We start from the raw sequence: 16553 nt of genomic DNA, 5'->3' as shown, positions 1-16553 counted from the left end.
AGCACGGGCTAAACCCTGACCTGATGGGAGATTAGCGTCACAAAAATGTGATCGAGAGCGGCGCCCTATTGTTCAACCTGATACGGCTCCGTTCGTCTGACCACTAACGAACGTGAGCAATAGTGGCTTGAACAAGCGCGTGGGCTCATAGAGTCCACGAGTGTTCTGGCCAAAACCGAGCCATTAAAAAGCCCGACATACGGCCGGGCTCGTTGGGCAGGATTGATCATCGCGAGTCAGGATGCTCGTCCGATACCAAATTATTGATATCGACATCCGCCATATCCTCATCGATGTCGTCGTTGGGAGACAGTGGAACCTCACTTTGATTATCCGACAGGAGATCGACGCCTGGTTCACGCGGCTCGATCAATTCATGTCCTTCCAACTGGTCGACTTCCTCCTCAGCCAACGGCGGCTTGCCTGCATCCCGCTGGCGATCAAAGCCGGTTTCGTTGTCCGTACCGCTCGTTACACCCCCTTGAGAGATGTTTCCAGGCGCATTTTCATTGATTTCCATGATGAGTCTCCAGGGTAATGGGCTAATAGGTCGACTTCCCCGCTATAAAAAAATTCAACGAATGTCCATACCCTCCGGGGCCTTACTGCTCATATCACCGGGAATTTTCCGCGGTACATGCTCGGTTTGAACGGCTTTCAAAGCTTGCGGTCAACCGACAAACACCCAGGCGGAATTCGTGGATTTTTATGAAGAAGCTCAGTGACGCCCATAGTCTTAATACCGCGACTAGTCTAGATACCGCGACGTTACTTCGGTCGCTCCGAAGTTCCGTTCAACGTCTCGAGCAGATCGAGCTTGCAGAAGTGACAGACCTGGCCGGTCACCAGACCGTTGACACAAAGCAGTCTCTCTCACAGTGCTTTGCGCTGTTGCACACCTCGATTACTGAAATGGAGGAGACACTTTCTGCGATAGCCGAAGCGACAGGAGCCCGGGGCAAACGTTAAGGTCATAGTAAATCAAGTTCAGATGACCGAATGACAAGCTCGTCCTGCCTGAAACGCTTTTCAAGATCAGCCTTATAGGCTTTCCACCACGTGCGGTCCAAGGTATCGGCCATCACTTCATAAATGACGATTTCATCTTCACGCCGTCCATTCTCAGCCCCGTCCCAAATTCCGGTGGCCGGACTGCGAGTAAAAGCGGTCATACCACCAAACTGCCGCACCAACTCCTTGCGCACGTCCCCGAATAAATGACCGGGCTGTTTGAGACCGTCATTGTCGTTAACCGGGAGAAAAACTTCGATCAAATACATGCGTTCGTTCCCCAACTTGTCTCGGCCGTGCTGGCAGTCAATCGGCGTCGCTTAGGCAACCGATTTGGGTGTGATGGTCAAATAATGGGTAAGCGTTGCGGTGCACGCAGTGATGGCCTCGTTAAGCACTATTTCGAAGCCATGGGTATTTTCGGTCGGGATAGCAATACACCCCGCCTTCCCCATTGCGCCGGCGCTTAAGATCGCGCTGGCATCAGACGCAAAGTCGTCCAACAACGCAACTTGGGGTTCGTATCCCGCAGCGCGCGCTGCGTAGATCAAAGAATCTGTGATCGCGCGGGTGTAGTGTCCCTTCTCGTCCCCAGAAACAATAATGGGGTTCACTGATAGCGTTGTTCCGTACTCCTCAGCGATGGGGCCCACTTCCACAGCAACTGCTATTTTGCAGGGCAAATGAAGGGCAGCGAATAATGCCCCAGCGTTGGTTTCCTCTTCCATTGTAGTGAACGCGAAATAGACATCGCCACTGAGCTCTGCACGACGACCAACCAGCGCCGCCGCCGTCTGGAGTACAGTTACGACGGGCGCCCTGTCATCAAGAAAGTGGGCCGCGACCGCGTCTACCAAATAAAACGGCTTGCGCCAATGTCGGCTCATGACCACGCGGGTGCCAGGCCGAATTCCCGCCTCCTTCAACTGTTCGGTGCTGCGTCTGGTCACGACGTGGACATCTTGCCAATGCACGTTGCCGCTTTGCACATCCGCTCCTTGGCGTGACTGCGCAGTGGCGTGCATGCTACCGAAGGACAGGACGCCCGGGCACACGTGCTCATCACCCATTATGTCCACCGGGCACATTCCAAAATTTACCGGATTGACCCCGCCGAGTGCGGTCACCTGAAGAGAGCCATCATCGCTGATGCTTTTAACCGCCATAGCGATTTCATCAAGGTGCGCCATGATCAAAGTCGCCGCTCGCGCTTCAGACGGTTCGGACGCCATGCTACGAATCAAGCCGATCAGATTTCCGGCATCGTCAGTCCAGGTTTCATCGCAATGACGGCGCAGCTCCGCGTGGCAGATTTCTCGAACCTCATCTTCCTCTCCACCTGGCCCTCGTGCGAAAAGCAGTTGCTCCAGCAGACTCGTTTCACTCATAAAATGACCTCCAGGCTGGACAGGGTACTCACGCAGATTCCCCAGCAAGCGCTCGTTGATGAAAATCAGGCAAGGCTTGAAGGGCATGGAGCGCCGCCTGGTGTTGAAGACTTTCTCTATCGCCAAAAAAGCGGTGGCGGCGGGTAAACACACTCACCCGGTTATGACACACGAATGCCCAGGCAAAACAGACAGTGCCTGCGGGAATACCATCGACGTCCTCAGTACCGCACAATCCAGTAGTGGCGATGGCGGCGGTGGCGGGACTGTCATGTAATGCTCCCAAAGCCATTTCCTGAGCGACCTCAACGCTGGTCAGATTGAAGCGCTCAATAGTTTCGGCACTTACGCCCAGCAACCGCTGTTTCGCCTCGGGCGAATAAACAACGTAGCCGCATTCAATCAACGAGCCGCTGCCTGGCACCTGAGCAAGCAGTGCCACGATGCGGCCTGCCGTGCACGATTCCGCTGTCGCTAGAAGTAGCGACTGCTCTTTCAAATACGCAACGATGTCATCTGGAATCATGAGAACACCCCCTTAGTCAGTCATGCACTCTTTTAAATGGGACAGACTCCGAATGCCTTTGTCCCAAATATAAATGCGTTGGAGACCGGGCGCGGGATCGCCGGCGTGCCTGAAGACGGAGGGACTAGCGGTAGTTCGCCATAGCGCTGAATCAGCCTTGAAAGATCACCTTGCGGATACTAAGACATTCGCGAAACGTAGCGGCGGCAAGTGGTCCTTCAATAATGAAGGTAAGCCGTTCATCAACCCCGCGGAACGCAGCGAGAAAACAGCGCGTCTAGTAAGGAGACCGCGATGACTCGACGGCAAATCTGAAGGCCTGTAGGCATTACCAGCAATAGGTTAAAGGAGCAATCATGACGACATTATGTTTTCTTAGAGGGTGTACTTGGTCAGATGAGATAAAAGCTGATCGGAACGGGTTAACGCTTGCTGTTCAACGATGTCATCGTTGCGGCGCCTGCCGATATCGATCTCTGGAGTCAATGTCCCCCCTTCGCTCCGTCCGTTAGCGTCAGCGGAAAATCAACCCCATCCGTTTCCGGCTTATATGCCGAACCGGCTCCTGTCATTTAGATAACCGTTCTTCATCTGCCGGGCCTGGCGTTACTCTAGCCCCCTCCTCGTCAGAATCGCCCTCGCGACTTACCCGCTGATCATCAGTAAGGCCTTCACTTACGTTGTCATCAGGAAGCAATTCCTTGCTCCTGGTGCGTCCTTCCTCAGCCGCTGGGCTCTCACTGTTCGAAGCTGAAGGGTTCGTGTCATTGCTCATAAATATCTCCGTCCGCCGGCATAAGTGCTGGGCGTATTGATATGAGAGAAACTAGTCAACCGGGTTCAGGCCACCTGTGGTCAACTCGTCGGAAAGTCCCAATGGGATTTTTCTATAACCTGCCCGTCCGTCATTACTTGAACTTAAAAAAGAGGCTGCAGCCTGTAGACGATGTAGCGTAGTGGCCCACTTCTGTTAAGTAACAGAGTTGTGCCTTCAGCCGCTCGTCCATTGCGCCGGAACTACGCGTTATTTTCGCTCTCACTTTCCATGAGTCTGCCTCTTGGTGGCTCGCGAATTTAGCCACGATGGCCTAGAGAAAGTTGAGGAGAAATACATGTTCATTCACAACAAACGACTGCAATACACCGTTCGTGTAGCTGAGCCCAATCCTGGGCTGGCTAACCTTTTACTCGAGCAATTCGGCGGCCCCCAGGGTGAGCTGGCGGCTGCGTGCCGTTATTTTTCTCAAGCGGTAGGTGAAGATGATTCCGGTCGCAAAGATATGCTGTTCGATATCGCAACAGAGGAGCTTAGCCACCTTGAGATCATCGGTTCTTTGGTAATGATGCTAAATAAGGGCGCAAAAGGCCTGTTGGCCGAAGGCGCTGAAGATGAGGCTACGCTTTATCGATCGCTGACTGGATCCGGTAACGATTCTCACGTCACCCAGATTCTCTACGGCGGCGGCCCCGCATTCGTTAACTCCGCTGGCGTGCCGTGGTCTGGCGCTTACGTCGATACCATTGGCGAACCAACAGCAGACCTCAGGTCGAACATCGCCGCAGAGGCACGGGCGAAACTGCTATACGAACGCCTGATAAATGTCACTGACGACGCCGGCATTAAAGACACGCTCAAATTCCTGATGACCCGTGAAATAGCTCACCAGCTGTCATTCGAAAAAGCGCTGCACTCCATCCAGCCTAACTTTCCTCAAGGCAAGCTTCCGGGCGACCCTTCGTTCACCAACGTCTACTTCAAGATGTCCCAAGGCGAAGCGTTGCGTGGCCCTTGGAACGAAGGCCCGGAATGGGAATTTGTGGAAAATCCACAACCGGCTGTCGACGGCGGCGATGGACTGGTATCAGGCAGCGTCAGCGATGCCGAGATGGACGCCGTAACCGCTATGAAAACGCGTACTGCTTCTGATGTATCGGTAGACCCGCTCACCGGCGCAGATTTGGGATCAGGCAAAGCGATTCCCCGTGAGTGACAGTGCTAAAAGGTGAGCACTACGAGATCGCCAGCGACGGCACCTTGATCGCCATGGCTACCAAGCCTGGTATGCCCGAAGCGGCGAGCTCGTTGGCCGACACGCTTGCCGAAGAAAAAGGTGCTGAAGAAAAATTGTCCGCCATCGCAGAAAAAGGCGGAGACCAAGCGACAACGTTGTAAGCGTACCAGGATGCGCCTGCCCCGACGGCGGGCGCATCCTACGCCATCCGCCGTAGCCATCCTCATTTCAACGCCCTCAGTCACAGCTAAGTTTCGCTCCGTATCTTCTCCCTTGCGCACATTACAGCCTTGCCTTGGAGAAGCGATCCCTATGAATGCCACAACAGCCGGTTGGCTCAATAAAGTCCCTGAAGTCACCGTATCGTTCTGGGTGATCAAAATCATGTCGACGACGGTAGGCGAAACCTTCGCTGATTTCCTCGCGGTCGACGTCGGTCTGGGCGCCGCCGTGACGACCATCGGGATGGTCACCCTGTTAGCCATCGCGTTATTCGGTCAAGTTCGGACCCGTGCTTATACCCCTTGGACTTATTGGCTTACCGTCGTGCTGGTGAGCATCGTCGGCACCCAGATCACCGATGTGCTCACGGATTTGCTGGATGTCAGTCTGTACACCAGCACTGCAGTGTTTTCCGTACTGCTGGCGACCCTCTTTTTGGTCTGGTACCGGGTTGAGCACACGCTGTCCATCCATGAAGTCGTCACACCACGCCGAGAGTGGTTCTATTGGGCCGCCGTGCTCTGCACCTTCGCCCTCGGCACTGCGGCAGGCGATCTGGCGACCGAGGCGCTCGGATTGGGCTTCACGCTGGGCGCGGTGATCTTCGGCGCGCTGATCGCCGCCACCTTCGCCGCATGGCGTATGGGCGGCAATGCTGTGTTGACGTTCTGGATCGGTTACATCCTGACCCGGCCGTTCGGTGCGTCCCTGGGCGACCTGCTGACCCAAGCCAAAACCTACGGCGGCCTGGGCATGGGCGCTACCTGGACCAGTGCCATTTTTTTGTGCGTCATTCTGATTCTGGTGGTGGTGGCGCAGACCAACGTCAGCAATCGCAAACACATCACTCAATAATTTTTCAACCGCCATCGAGGAATACTCATGCGCTACTTTCAAAACGCTGTCCGCCATGTTGCCATCGTGTCTTCGATCTTCCTGTTGAGCATAGCCGCCGGCTGTTCCAAACCTGCTGACAAACCGAAACCTGCCGCTGGAGCCGTGATTTCGCAAGCTGACGCTACTCAAGAGTCCACCTCCAAACTCGGCGATCTGTCTGAGTTCCGCAGCATCGCTGTGGACGTGGCCGGACGTGTCGACAAGAACGATCTGCCGAGCGCCAAAACCCGGATCAAAGACCTGGAATCCAGCTGGGATTCAGCCGAAGCCGGAATTAAACCCCGCGCCGCCAGCGACTGGCATGTCTTGGACAAAGCCATTGACCGCGCGCTTTCTGCTTTGCGTGCTAGCAGCCCAAACCAGGCCGACTGCAAAGCCGCCATGGATGACCTCCTTAAAGTGTTCGATTCTCTGCAAGGGAAAAAATGACCAGGTGGGTGGTATGTTTGGTCGACAGTAAAACGGTTCTCGGCACATGATCTGTCTCGGCGCGATGTTCATTGCGATGCAAATCGACAATGACATCGCGCTTCCTCATTGGCTGCTTTAGACGGAGAAAGACAGGTGCGGATACTGCTCGTCGAAGACGATCTGATGATTGGAGAGGCCATTCAGGGTGCGTTGAAAGATGCCAGCTACGCTGCTGACTGGGTCAAGGATGGCCTTATTGCCCTCGCCACCCTTGACACCCAGCACTACGATCTGGTGCTCCTTGATCTGGGGCTGCCCGGCAAGGATGGACAAGCGGTGCTCACCAGCATTCGTGGCAAGAACAACCCTGTCCCGTTGCTCATCATCACAGCTCGTGACAGTCTCGACGACCGCCTGCGCGGCTTGGACGGCGGCGCTGACGACTACCTGCTCAAGCCTTTCGATATGGCAGAACTGCTCGCCCGCATGCGCGCCGTTCTACGTCGTAAAGGCGGCAGCGCGCAACCGGTGCTGGGTAACGGCGTGGTATCGCTGGACCCGATGTCAAAGGAAGCGAGCACTGAGCAGACCCCTGGCGTCCAGCTATCCAACCGGGAATTCGCCCTGCTTCAGGCGCTGCTCATCAGGCCGGGGGCGATTCTGTCCCGCGCCGATCTTGAAGACCGCATCTACGGGTGGGGCAATGAAGTGGAAAGCAACGCCGTCGAATTTCTGATCCATGCGTTGCGTCGCAAATTGGGAACCCATGTCATCAAGAACGTGCGAGGTGTGGGATGGATGGTTTCAAAAAACGCTTGAGCGAGTCCATCCAACTCAGATTGTCCATCGCCCTGTCATTAGCCATTTTGATCGTCGCGATTCTGGCTGGCATTTTCGCGTTCGTATCAGCATTGGATGAAGCCCACGAGATGCAGGACGCCACCCTGCGTCAGGTGGCGGTGCTGGTTGATCGACAGCAGATGACGTTGCGATACCCCGGCAGCGGGGTCGAAGACGACGACGAATCAAGAGTATCCGTTCAGTATTTGGCCGACGGCAGCAAGGCCGTTGAGCAAGGCGACGCCTGGTTGCCCCTGCCCCTGCCGACGACGCTCTCCGACGGCATTTCAACCCTCGACGTAGGCGGCGAACCCTATCGGGTGTTGGTCAAGACGACTGAGCACGGCGACCGTATCGCCGTGGCCCAGGAAATCGGCGGCCGCGACAAGGACGCCCGCGAAAGCGCGTTGCGAAGCCTGCTGCCGTTTTTGATTTTATTTCCTGTGCTGTTGCTGGTAGTTGCCGATCTGGTGCGCAAATTGTTCCAACCCATCGCCACGTTGTCTTCTGAAATCGACCAGCGCCCTGAACAAGCATTGCACGCAATCGATGAAAGCCATCTACCGGCGGAGATTCGGCCATTTGTCGTCGCCATCAATCGCTTATTCAAACGGGTGCGCCAGTCCATGGAGGCCCAGGGCCGGTTCGTAGCCGACGCCGCTCACGAACTGAGGTCTCCGCTGACTGCCCTGTCCTTGCAAGCCGAGCGTTTGGCCAGCGTTGACATGCCTGTCGAGGCCCGTGAACGGCTGTTGCCGTTGCAGCGGGGGATCGAACGCGGACGATACCTGATCGATCAATTACTGACGCTGGCCAAGGCCCAGTCGGTATCGCCGGCGTCAGCGGTCCCGGTGTCGGTACGCGCGGTGTACGCCCGTGTCCTCGAAGATCTGCTGGAGCTGGCCGAGGCTAAGCAGATCGATATTGGCGTCGAGGGTGCAGACGATGCATACGTGCTTATGCACGAAATCGACCTGATCATGCTGGTGAAAAATCTCGTCGACAATGCGATTCGTTATACGCCGCCAGGGGGAAAAATCGACCTTTACGTCGACATCGAGCAGGACGCGGTTCGCCTGCAAATCAGGGATTCCGGCCCGGGTATCCCGCCCGAGGAACAGGAGCGGGTGTTTGATCCCTTCTATAGAAGCCTTGGCAGCCACCAGATTGGCTCCGGGCTGGGTCTGTCCATCGTTAAGGCGATAGCGGACCGTACAGGCGCAGACGTTCGCCTGGGGTTCAACGATGAAAAGGCGCAAAGCGGATTGTGCGTATCGGTGTGGCTGCCTCATTGCGGACGAGGCTCATATCGACGCTGACACTCAATTTCGAACCTTGACGCCGGTTTGCAACAGCTCGGCTAAAAAGACGGCTTAGTGCTGACCATGGTTGAATACGGCGTGCGGAGCTCTTCGCTTCGCATGCCGACTTGATCAACCGCGACTTCTCCAATCCTCCATGCATAAACCAGCCCCTGATCAAATGCGATCACCACGCCGCGATGTGCGAGTCTGCCCTCGGCTCGGTCCCGCCGCATAGCACGCCCGTAACTGGATCGCGTACGATAATCTGCCCTCGACCGTAGTCCGTGTAGTCATAGGCGATGCTGATGTCATGCCCGCGCCTGGCGAGTGCTGCGGCCAGGTCTCTTGACGCGCCCTGCTCAATCCCGACCTTCAGGCCCCCAAGCCACTGCCAGCGCGGCGCATCCAGAGCGGCCTGTGGATTAAGGCCGAAATCAACGAGGTTCATGACCATCTGTACGTGCCCTTGGGGTTGCATGTAACCCCCCATGACGCCAAATGGACCGACTGGAATGCCGTCCTTGCTAAGGAAACCAGGAATGATGGTGTGAAAAGTCTTCTTGCCGGGCATCAGGCAGTTGGCGTGCGCTGGATCGAGGCTGAATTCCTGACCACGGTTTTGCAATGCCAGACCGCTGTCGGGCAGCACCACCCCGGATCCGAAGCCATGGTAGTTGCTCTGGATGAACGACACCATATTGCCTTGCGCATCTGCGGTCGCCAGATAGACCGTGCCGCTGGCGTGGGGGTCGCCCGGCCGTGGGTCAAGGGCCCGCTTACCTATCATTGCCCGACGTTTGGCGCTGTAACGGTCGGTCAATAGATCGGCCACCGCCACTTTCATGTGCAGTGGGTCAGTGATGTGGTGCAAGCCATCACTGTAAGCCAACTTCATGGCTTCCAATTGACGGTGCCAGGTCAACTGACTGTCGCGATGATCGAAATTAAAGCCCTCAAGAATCTTCAGGGTCATCAACGCTACCAACCCTTGGCCGCTCGGCGGGATTTCCCAGACGTCGTAGCCACGGTAGTTAATGCTGATGGGATCAACCCATTGCGCGCGAAAGTTTGCCAAGTCCTCCGCTCGTAGATAACCCCCCGTAGCACGCGCATGAGCGTCAAGCCTTTGCGCCAAGGCGCCTCGATAAAGGGTTTCGCATTCAGTCGCTGCCAATTCTTCCAGGGTTTTCGCCTGAGCTGGATTACGGAACAACTCACCCGCCTTCGGCACTTGGCCCTCGATGAGGAACGTCTCGAACCAGCTCTCCAGCGCGGCGGTGCGGTGCGCGCTGAATTCGTTGAACGCGATTTGCCATTGATGAGCGACCACGGGAGACAGCGGAAAACCGTCTCGCGCTAAACTTATCGCCGGCTTCAGCAGCTCGGCGAACGGCAACTTGCCAAAGCGCTTTGACAGCTCGGCCCAAGCCGAAGGACAGCCTGGAACCGTTACTGGCGTCCATCCATAGAGAGGCATCTGCTCATGTCCCGCCGCCTTGACCGCGTCGATGCTAAGCGCCGCTGGAGCGTGGCCGTTGCCATTCAAACCGTGTAGTTGTCCCTTGCACCAGACAAGCGCAAACGCATCACCGCCAATGCCGCAGCCCGTGGGCTCGACCACGGTCAATGCGGCGGCTGTGGCGATGGCGGCATCGATGGCATTGCCGCCCTTTTGCATCACCTCCATCCCGGCCTGGGCCGCAAGCGGTTGCGAGGCGGCCACCATGCCGCGGCGTCCGAACACGCATTGGCGCTGCGACGGATAGGGGTACTCGTGGGCAGAATATTTCAACATCGCAAATGCTCTTTATAAACGAAATTCGGTGGCCAGCTTTACCCGGTTCAAGGTCGGGAAGCCGGCCGCTATAGGCTGTCCGGTCAATCGAAGGAGATGACGGTGTAGCTGTCACCTCGTCGTCCAGGAACGATTCCCCAGGTAACACTCGTTACAGCACGCGGCTGAGAAAAGCCTGAGTCCGAGGGTGACTGGGCCGTGTGAATATTTGCTCCGGCGGCCCCTGCTCAATCAGTTCCCCTTGATCGAGCACCACCACGCGGTCGGCCACTTCTCGGGCAAATCCCATTTCGTGGGTCACGATCACCATGGTCATGCCCTCCTCAGCCAACTCCTTCATCACTTGCAATACTTCGCCTACTGTTTCCGGATCTAATGCGCTGGTGGGTTCATCAAACAACATCGCTTGCGGTTTCATTGCCAGCGCACGGGCAATTGCTACACGTTGCTGTTGGCCGCCAGACAGCATGGAGGGGTAATGCGCTGCCTTATCCGCGAGACCCACCCGCGACAGAAGTCCATGGGCTTGAGCCAGCGCTGCGTCACGCGACACACCGAGCACATGAATCGGCGCCTCGATGATATTTTCAAGCGCGGTCATGTGCGGAAACAGATTGAAACGCTGGAACACCATCCCGATATCCCGTCGTTGACGAGCGATGTTACGCTCCGAATCTCGCACCAGACTCCCGTCGGCAAGCTCGCGGTAGCCCATGGGGTTACCGTTGACGCGGATGCGGCCAGACTGAATCTCCTCCAGCAAATTGATGCAGCGAATAAACGTGGTCTTGCCCGACCCCGAAGCGCCGATCAGCACCACAACTTCACCACGCCGCACTTGCAGCGAAATTCCTTTAAGAATCTCTAGATCGCCAAAGGACTTGTGAATATCCAGCGCTTCGATGACCAGCTCCTCACGTCTCTGCGCCATATCAGCGTCCCCTCAGCAGTTTCATTGCGCTGCGTCCGAACATCCGCCCGGCCGCCGGCGGCTGACGATCCGACTGTCCAAATCGATGCTCGAGCCAGCGTTGAAAAAAGCCCCACAGCGTGGTGAGCATCAGGAAATATATAGCCACTACCAGGTACAACTCGAAGACGCGGAAGGTAGCCGACGTCACCATTTGCGTGCTGAGCAGCAGTTCCTGCACACCGATGACACTTACCAGGGTAGTGTTCTTGAGCATGACGTTGAACTCATTGCCAAGTGGCGGAACGATTACCCGAAACGCCTGCGGGAGGACGATACGCCGCATTAGCTTGCCGAAGGTCATGCCCAGTGAGCGTCCGGCCTCATACTGGCCTTTGTCCACGGCACCGATCCCGGCACGAATGATTTCGGCCATGTAAGCACCTTCGTTCAATCCCAAGGCGATGATTGCGGCCTGGATGTTGCCCGGTACGACAAACCAGCCCAGGTCGATGTCCTCGAAACGGAATATGCCGCCCGCCGCCAACGCGGTGTAGAGAAAGACAATCTGCACCAGCAGCGGCGTGCCGCGCATCAACCAAACGTAGAAACGCACAGGCCAATTCAGCAGCGGGTTCTTTGACAGACGCATGAGCGCCGCCATCAGCCCCAGCGCGCAGCCCATTAGCATTGCCAGTACGCTGATCAGGCAGGTTAGCCACAGCCCGGTCAGATAGACCCCGCTGGGCTGCAACAGGTACTGCCAGAATACATCCCAATTAAAGTTCATCGACTCACCCCGGTAGGCTTGGCTTAATCGAGCTTGTCGCTTTCCACGTGCCATTTGGCGAGCAGTTGGGTGTAGCTGCCGTCGCTACGCATGTCGCTGATCACTTGTTGTACGGCGGTGGTCAGTTGCGGGTCGTCCTTACGGATGCCCAGCCCGGTCAAGATGCGGCTGAAGGCGGGTACTCCTTCCTGAAACAGATCCGGCGCCATGTTGGCGTAAAAACCCGCGGTCTCGACGGTGGTCCCGTAGGCGTCGACCTGGTTGATGCGCAATGCCTGGAAGGCGTCGGTATCCGTGTTATAGACCACCAGCTTGAGCGGTTGCTTGCCAGCCTTGACGAGGGTTTCGTTCTGAGCGTCGAGCAGCGTCTTGATGGTCGAACCGTTGAGCACCGCGACTTTGTGCCCGGACAGACTGTCGAGAGACTTGATGCCTTTCGGGTTACCTTTGGGCACGACGACTGACTGGCTTGAGTACATGTAATTAACGATGTTGATTACTTCGCGTCGCTCGGGTTTGTCGAAAAGCTGGTCGACGATCATGTCGCACTGCTGCGCCAACAACGCTGGCACCAAGCCCGAGAACGGAATCACGCGCCATTCAACTTTTTTGCCGCCCAGACGCTTTGCGATCTCTACGCCAAGATCAATGGTCAGTCCGACAGGCTTTTGGCTCGCATCGAATGACACCAGCGGCGGTGAGTCCATCCCAGAGCAGTAGGTGACCTTGTCGACCTTCTGCAAACGATCCGGCACCGTAGGCGCAGCCGTGGCCATCGATATACAAAGAGCCAGGAAAACAAGGGCAGCCAAGGCGTTTGGTTTATGCATGACGAAACTCCGATTGCAGTGATTGAGGGTTAACCGCGGCAGTACTGAACGTCACGACGTGTCGACGGCGGACTCTGAGGCCGCTCATTTATGGCGCTTAGCGCCCTGGGTGGGTTTGCACAAAGGCGATCAGGCTCGGGACCGTGCCTTCAATGTGTTCGCGTAGCACTCGCTCGGCCAGTTGGGCATCCCGGGAACGCAGAGCGTCGAGAATCACAGCGTGCTCTTCTCGTGCGCTCAAGGGCTTTTCCACGTGCTCCAGCCACACACGCATGTGCGGCTCGATCACCATGTACAAGCTGGAAATCTGGCGCATCAGCCTTGGTCGTCCGCTGAGGCTGCACAGGTATTCATGGAAACCGCGATGGCGACTGACCCACTCTTCGCTTTCATCGCGATAATCGTCCATGTCTTCGAGCAGTCGCTCCAGATGAGCCAGGTTACGGTCGGTGATCTTTGACACCGCGACGCGGACGGCGAGTCCCTCTAGCGCGCTCCGCATCTCGAACACCTCCTGCATTCCCTCGACATCCAACTCGCTGACTACCGCGCCGCGATTAGGGCGCAGCACTACCAGCCCGTCTGCTGCCAAACGCCGAAAAGCCTCACGCACCGGCATGCGGCTCATGCCGATTTCGCCGGCAATGTCCTCGGCGATTAGCCGGTCGCCCATCCGATACGTGCCTTTGCAGATGGCATCCAACAAGAACGCGTAAGCCTCCTCTTCGGCCGTGACTGGCTGACGTTCGGCATATCCAGTTACAGGTCGCATCTCGTTACCTTTGAATTTTTGTATCCAATAATCCATAAATTCAGTCAAGCAAACGCTGTGCCATGGTTAGGCGTTAACGTTAAACGTTTGAATGCACGCGTTTATTTTCTAAACAGTGGGCAGAGGGTGACTCGCGGTTGCTACTTAAAGAAGCACCAACGAAGCGCACCTCGGGGTGGTGCATGGTTTTGCATCGGCGCTGTTCGTGGCATGCCGGCCGTGCCGCCACTAACAACAACGCGGCCACTTGGGCCGCGTTGTTGAATGGATCAGACCTTAATACTGGCGGGCAAACCTGCTTGGGTTCAGCGCAAGCGCTGGGTGTGGTGTCTGGTCAACCTGTAGGTTGCAATGCAATCCGCTTGGTCCAGCTTATCCAGCCGACCACACATGACAGTGTCGCGAAGATGAGTGGCGCCACAGCGTGCCCATATTCGCCGTGGATAATAACGGTCGCGAGGGCGGCAACCATGACAGTGCCGCCGAGCGCCGAGCCTAACAGGCGACTCGGCGCCCGGAAAAGCAGAATGGCAGCAGTGAGTTCCAGCGATCCGGTCACGAAATGGAACCAGCGCGGGTAGCCCCATTTCAGGTATTCCTCGTATATAGATACTGGGGCGAAGATGTTGCTGAGTGAACCCACGACAAAGAAAGCGGCAAGCGCTAAGGGTAAGACGTGGCCCCAAGAGATTTTAGACATTTGTCCAACCTTAGATGATGAGTGTGTTGCCGACGAATGCAGCAGTTGAAGACCTACGTTGTAGCGGCCTTCCGAACCGCCGCGAAAACATCGCGGGCGGACGTCGCGCCCGGGACGTGCTCCGTGCCCTCGACCCCGAGGTCCATCCAGCCTGAGTTGACGGCGTCAAACATCGCTTCGGCCGGTCCCGTCCGGCCCTTAGGGATGCCGAACTGCTCGAACGCCGCCGACCACCCGGCCCGTGGGATAGCAAAAGCTTTGACGTCGATCTTCAAGACCTCACCCAGTTGTGTCGCGACTTCCTCCGCGCTGACCATCGAACCGAGCTCGATGACCCGATGCTCCAACCAGGTCGGCCCGGTCAGAAGCGCTGCGATCTCGGCGCCGATATCATTGGTCGCGACCATGGTCGATTTCCGATCCGTCGGGTTGTAGTAGACGGGGAGCGTGCCGCCCTGGGCAACCTGTAGGCCGTAGAGGAAGTTTTCGAAAAATCCACCGGCGCGCACATAGGCTATCGGCAATTTCAGGTCGCGAAATCCTTGCTCCAGAAGCGACAGGGCCGTGATCATCCCCAACCCGCTGGTTCTGTTTGCACCCATTGATGAGAGTGCTACCACCCGCGGCGGTGCTGCCTGGGCAAGCGCACCGACGTAGTTTGCAATCACAGCCTTCGCTTCTTTGTAATCAGGCGACGGCGCCCATTCAGCTGGCAACATGACAAACGCGCCTTCGACGCCTCTAAGCGCCATCTCAATGGCTGCCGAATCATTCCAGTCGCCGTCTACCAGTTGCACACCTTGGTCGGCCCATATCGCCGCCTTTCCACGATTGCGGACGAGCGCGCGTACTTCTTTGCCTTGCGCTAACAGATGTTTTGCCGTTGCGCCGCCAACTTTTCCGGTAATTCCCATGACTAAAAACATGAGCGCTCTCCTGATCTTTAGGATTTGTACGTAAGGCCAACTAACAGGCAGGCATTGCTACCGATACGCTTTAGTTGGAGCAAGTGATTCCAAGCCATAGCCCCGCCCAACCGCCAGACGTCGAAGGCGCTCCAAGGGTGATCCACCTGTACGCCGGCACACGAGAAAGCGAGCGGGAACAGATGGGGACATGGAGACTCCGTGAGCTGGAGCTTATTAGCTGGGGTAGGTCTACTATAGAGACCGCTGCTGCATGCCGTAAGGAGGCAGTTTTTTGTAACCAACAGTTTTCGAGGAATTGCGCATGAGCAACGCATTGAGTGCGATTGAAAGATTCAGCCAATACCCATTGGGCGAGTCCCAATCCGTGCACTGCCCGGTTCGAGATGTGCTCGACCGTATCGGCGACAAATGGAGCATGCTCATGATCATGGCTCTCGCGATGCGACCGCAGCGCTTCAGCGAGCTTCACCGCGCTATCCGCGATATCTCCAAACGCATGCTTACTCAGACCCTGCGCGATCTGGAGCGCGACGGACTGATCACCCGCCATGTCTTTCCAACCAAGCCGCCGAGCGTCGAATATCGTCTGGCCCCGTTAGGCCAATCGCTGCTGGACCCGATGGCGGGCCTCATCGATTGGGCGGACCGTTGCTATGGCGACATCCATGCCGCACGCGCCCGCTTTGACGGCACGCCCGGTGATGCCCCCGCGTCAGACTTTGCCTGCTCAATCGAAGGTGCCGCCTGACAGCATCAACCGGGAAGGGTGACAACTCAAACTGGCACGCTGTCACCTCCTACCAGTACACCCGTACCTAAGATCGGCTGCTGCTTGGTCAGCGCCAACGTTAGTGCCTGACGCCGCTGCTGTTCGTTAACCTGGCACAGTTCCACCGCATCACGCGTCGAGGGTTTCCGGAAGATATGCGCTTGCTAACCGTTAGAAAAGGGTGGGCGTAGCGCGTCAGAGTTGCGCCAGGCCGCCGTCGACGGCGACTTCGCTGGCGGTCATGAAGCTGCTGTCCGACGACGCGAGAAAGGCGGCCACCGCTCCGATTTCCGCCGGATCGGCCATGCGTTGGAGCGGAGTCATCGCGGCGTAGGCCTTCTGGCCTTCCTCGCCCAGCGCTTCCTTGGCGAGTTCGGTCGCAGTCGCCCCGGGCGACAGCACGTTGACCCGGATGCCGGTGCCCTTCAGGTCCTCCGCCCAGGTCCG

19 protein-coding genes and 1 pseudogene are annotated in these 16553 nt (G+C 57.0%); 8 read left to right on the top strand and 12 right to left on the bottom strand.

Annotation, left to right across the window (positions count from 1 at the left end; all coding sequences use genetic code 11):
- Positions 1 to 226: 226 nt before the first annotated feature.
- The 4 genes from JWR17_RS26010 to JWR17_RS25995 all read right to left on the bottom strand — a co-directional run bounded on the left by JWR17_RS26010 (position 227) and on the right by JWR17_RS25995 (position 2925).
- Positions 227 to 520 carry a hypothetical protein gene (locus JWR17_RS26010; protein ID WP_299836213.1) on the bottom strand — a complete coding sequence of 98 codons (294 nt, stop codon included), beginning with the start codon at positions 518 to 520 and terminating at the stop codon, positions 227 to 229.
- 451 nt (positions 521 to 971) lie between these two features.
- Positions 972 to 1280: a hypothetical protein gene (locus JWR17_RS26005; protein WP_299836211.1), complete on the bottom strand. Its 309-nt coding sequence runs from the start codon at positions 1278 to 1280 to the stop codon at positions 972 to 974.
- A gap of 51 nt (positions 1281 to 1331) precedes the next feature.
- The gene (locus JWR17_RS26000) at positions 1332 to 2399 is read right to left on the bottom strand and encodes a M42 family peptidase (RefSeq protein ID WP_299836335.1); all 1068 of its coding nucleotides are present in this window, start codon (positions 2397 to 2399) and stop codon (positions 1332 to 1334) included.
- Positions 2400 to 2427: 28 nt separating this feature from the next.
- Positions 2428 to 2925, bottom strand: a complete 498-nt coding sequence (locus tag JWR17_RS25995; RefSeq protein ID WP_299836208.1) for a CinA family protein — start codon at positions 2923 to 2925, stop codon at positions 2428 to 2430.
- A gap of 356 nt (positions 2926 to 3281) precedes the next feature.
- On the opposite strand from JWR17_RS25995, the gene JWR17_RS26415 reads away from it, so the two are divergent.
- The 7 genes and pseudogenes from JWR17_RS26415 to JWR17_RS25965 all read left to right on the top strand — a co-directional run bounded on the left by JWR17_RS26415 (position 3282) and on the right by JWR17_RS25965 (position 8626).
- Positions 3282 to 3437 (top strand): PSPA7_2676 family Cys-rich small protein, encoded by a 156-nt coding sequence (locus JWR17_RS26415; RefSeq protein WP_366944197.1) that lies wholly within the window; start codon positions 3282 to 3284, stop codon positions 3435 to 3437.
- Positions 3438 to 4037: 600 nt separating this feature from the next.
- Positions 4038 to 4916 carry a manganese catalase family protein gene (locus JWR17_RS25990; protein WP_299836206.1) on the top strand — a complete coding sequence of 293 codons (879 nt, stop codon included), beginning with the start codon at positions 4038 to 4040 and terminating at the stop codon, positions 4914 to 4916.
- A gap of 8 nt (positions 4917 to 4924) precedes the next feature.
- A pseudogene (locus JWR17_RS25985) lies at positions 4925 to 5098 on the top strand (DUF892 family protein); the annotation flags it as partial.
- Positions 5099 to 5249: 151 nt separating this feature from the next.
- Entirely contained in the window at positions 5250 to 6014 is a 765-nt protein-coding gene (locus JWR17_RS25980) for a hypothetical protein (RefSeq protein ID WP_299836204.1), read from the top strand.
- Between the two features lie 27 nt (positions 6015 to 6041).
- Positions 6042 to 6485 (top strand): hypothetical protein, encoded by a 444-nt coding sequence (locus tag JWR17_RS25975; protein WP_299836201.1) that lies wholly within the window; start codon positions 6042 to 6044, stop codon positions 6483 to 6485.
- A 135-nt stretch (positions 6486 to 6620) separates the two neighbouring features.
- A complete protein-coding gene (locus tag JWR17_RS25970; protein ID WP_299836200.1) occupies positions 6621 to 7286 on the top strand; it encodes a response regulator transcription factor in 666 nt (221 codons plus the stop codon).
- Positions 7262 to 8626 carry an ATP-binding protein gene (locus JWR17_RS25965; RefSeq protein ID WP_299836198.1) on the top strand — a complete coding sequence of 455 codons (1365 nt, stop codon included), beginning with the start codon at positions 7262 to 7264 and terminating at the stop codon, positions 8624 to 8626. The genes JWR17_RS25970 and JWR17_RS25965 overlap by 25 nt, the downstream gene beginning before the upstream one ends.
- Before the next feature lie 169 nt (positions 8627 to 8795).
- Here the strand turns inward: JWR17_RS25965 and JWR17_RS25960 are convergent, their stop codons facing one another.
- From JWR17_RS25960 to JWR17_RS25930, 7 genes are all read right to left on the bottom strand, one after another.
- Positions 8796 to 10406 (bottom strand): gamma-glutamyltransferase family protein, encoded by a 1611-nt coding sequence (locus tag JWR17_RS25960; protein ID WP_299836196.1) that lies wholly within the window; start codon positions 10404 to 10406, stop codon positions 8796 to 8798.
- 151 nt (positions 10407 to 10557) lie between these two features.
- Positions 10558 to 11337 (bottom strand): amino acid ABC transporter ATP-binding protein, encoded by a 780-nt coding sequence (locus tag JWR17_RS25955; RefSeq protein WP_299836194.1) that lies wholly within the window; start codon positions 11335 to 11337, stop codon positions 10558 to 10560.
- Between the two features lies 1 nt (position 11338).
- Complete coding sequence (locus tag JWR17_RS25950; RefSeq protein WP_299836192.1) at positions 11339 to 12106, bottom strand: amino acid ABC transporter permease; 768 nt, start codon at positions 12104 to 12106, stop codon at positions 11339 to 11341.
- 23 nt (positions 12107 to 12129) lie between these two features.
- On the bottom strand, positions 12130 to 12936 hold the full coding sequence (locus JWR17_RS25945) for an ABC transporter substrate-binding protein (RefSeq protein WP_299836190.1): 807 nt from the start codon (positions 12934 to 12936) through the stop codon (positions 12130 to 12132).
- Positions 12937 to 13033: 97 nt separating this feature from the next.
- Positions 13034 to 13708, bottom strand: coding sequence for a GntR family transcriptional regulator (locus JWR17_RS25940; RefSeq protein WP_299836188.1), 675 nt, complete (start codon positions 13706 to 13708; stop codon positions 13034 to 13036).
- Between the two features lie 334 nt (positions 13709 to 14042).
- Entirely contained in the window at positions 14043 to 14408 is a 366-nt protein-coding gene (locus tag JWR17_RS25935) for a DoxX family protein (RefSeq protein WP_299836186.1), read from the bottom strand.
- 53 nt (positions 14409 to 14461) lie between these two features.
- On the bottom strand, positions 14462 to 15334 hold the full coding sequence (locus tag JWR17_RS25930; protein WP_299836184.1) for an NmrA family NAD(P)-binding protein: 873 nt from the start codon (positions 15332 to 15334) through the stop codon (positions 14462 to 14464).
- A gap of 304 nt (positions 15335 to 15638) precedes the next feature.
- On the opposite strand from JWR17_RS25930, the gene JWR17_RS25925 reads away from it, so the two are divergent.
- On the top strand, positions 15639 to 16085 hold the full coding sequence (locus tag JWR17_RS25925; protein ID WP_299836183.1) for a helix-turn-helix domain-containing protein: 447 nt from the start codon (positions 15639 to 15641) through the stop codon (positions 16083 to 16085).
- 216 nt (positions 16086 to 16301) lie between these two features.
- Here the strand turns inward: JWR17_RS25925 and JWR17_RS25920 are convergent.
- Positions 16302 to 16553, bottom strand: a 252-nt coding sequence (locus JWR17_RS25920; protein WP_299836181.1) for an SDR family oxidoreductase, incomplete at its 5' end; no start/stop codon positions are given.

This window comes from Pseudomonas sp., assembly GCF_028293835.1.
GTDB lineage: Bacteria > Pseudomonadota > Gammaproteobacteria > Pseudomonadales > Pseudomonadaceae > Aquipseudomonas.
Note: the sequence above shows the minus strand (reverse complement) of the source record. Positions and strands in the feature narration are given on the sequence as shown.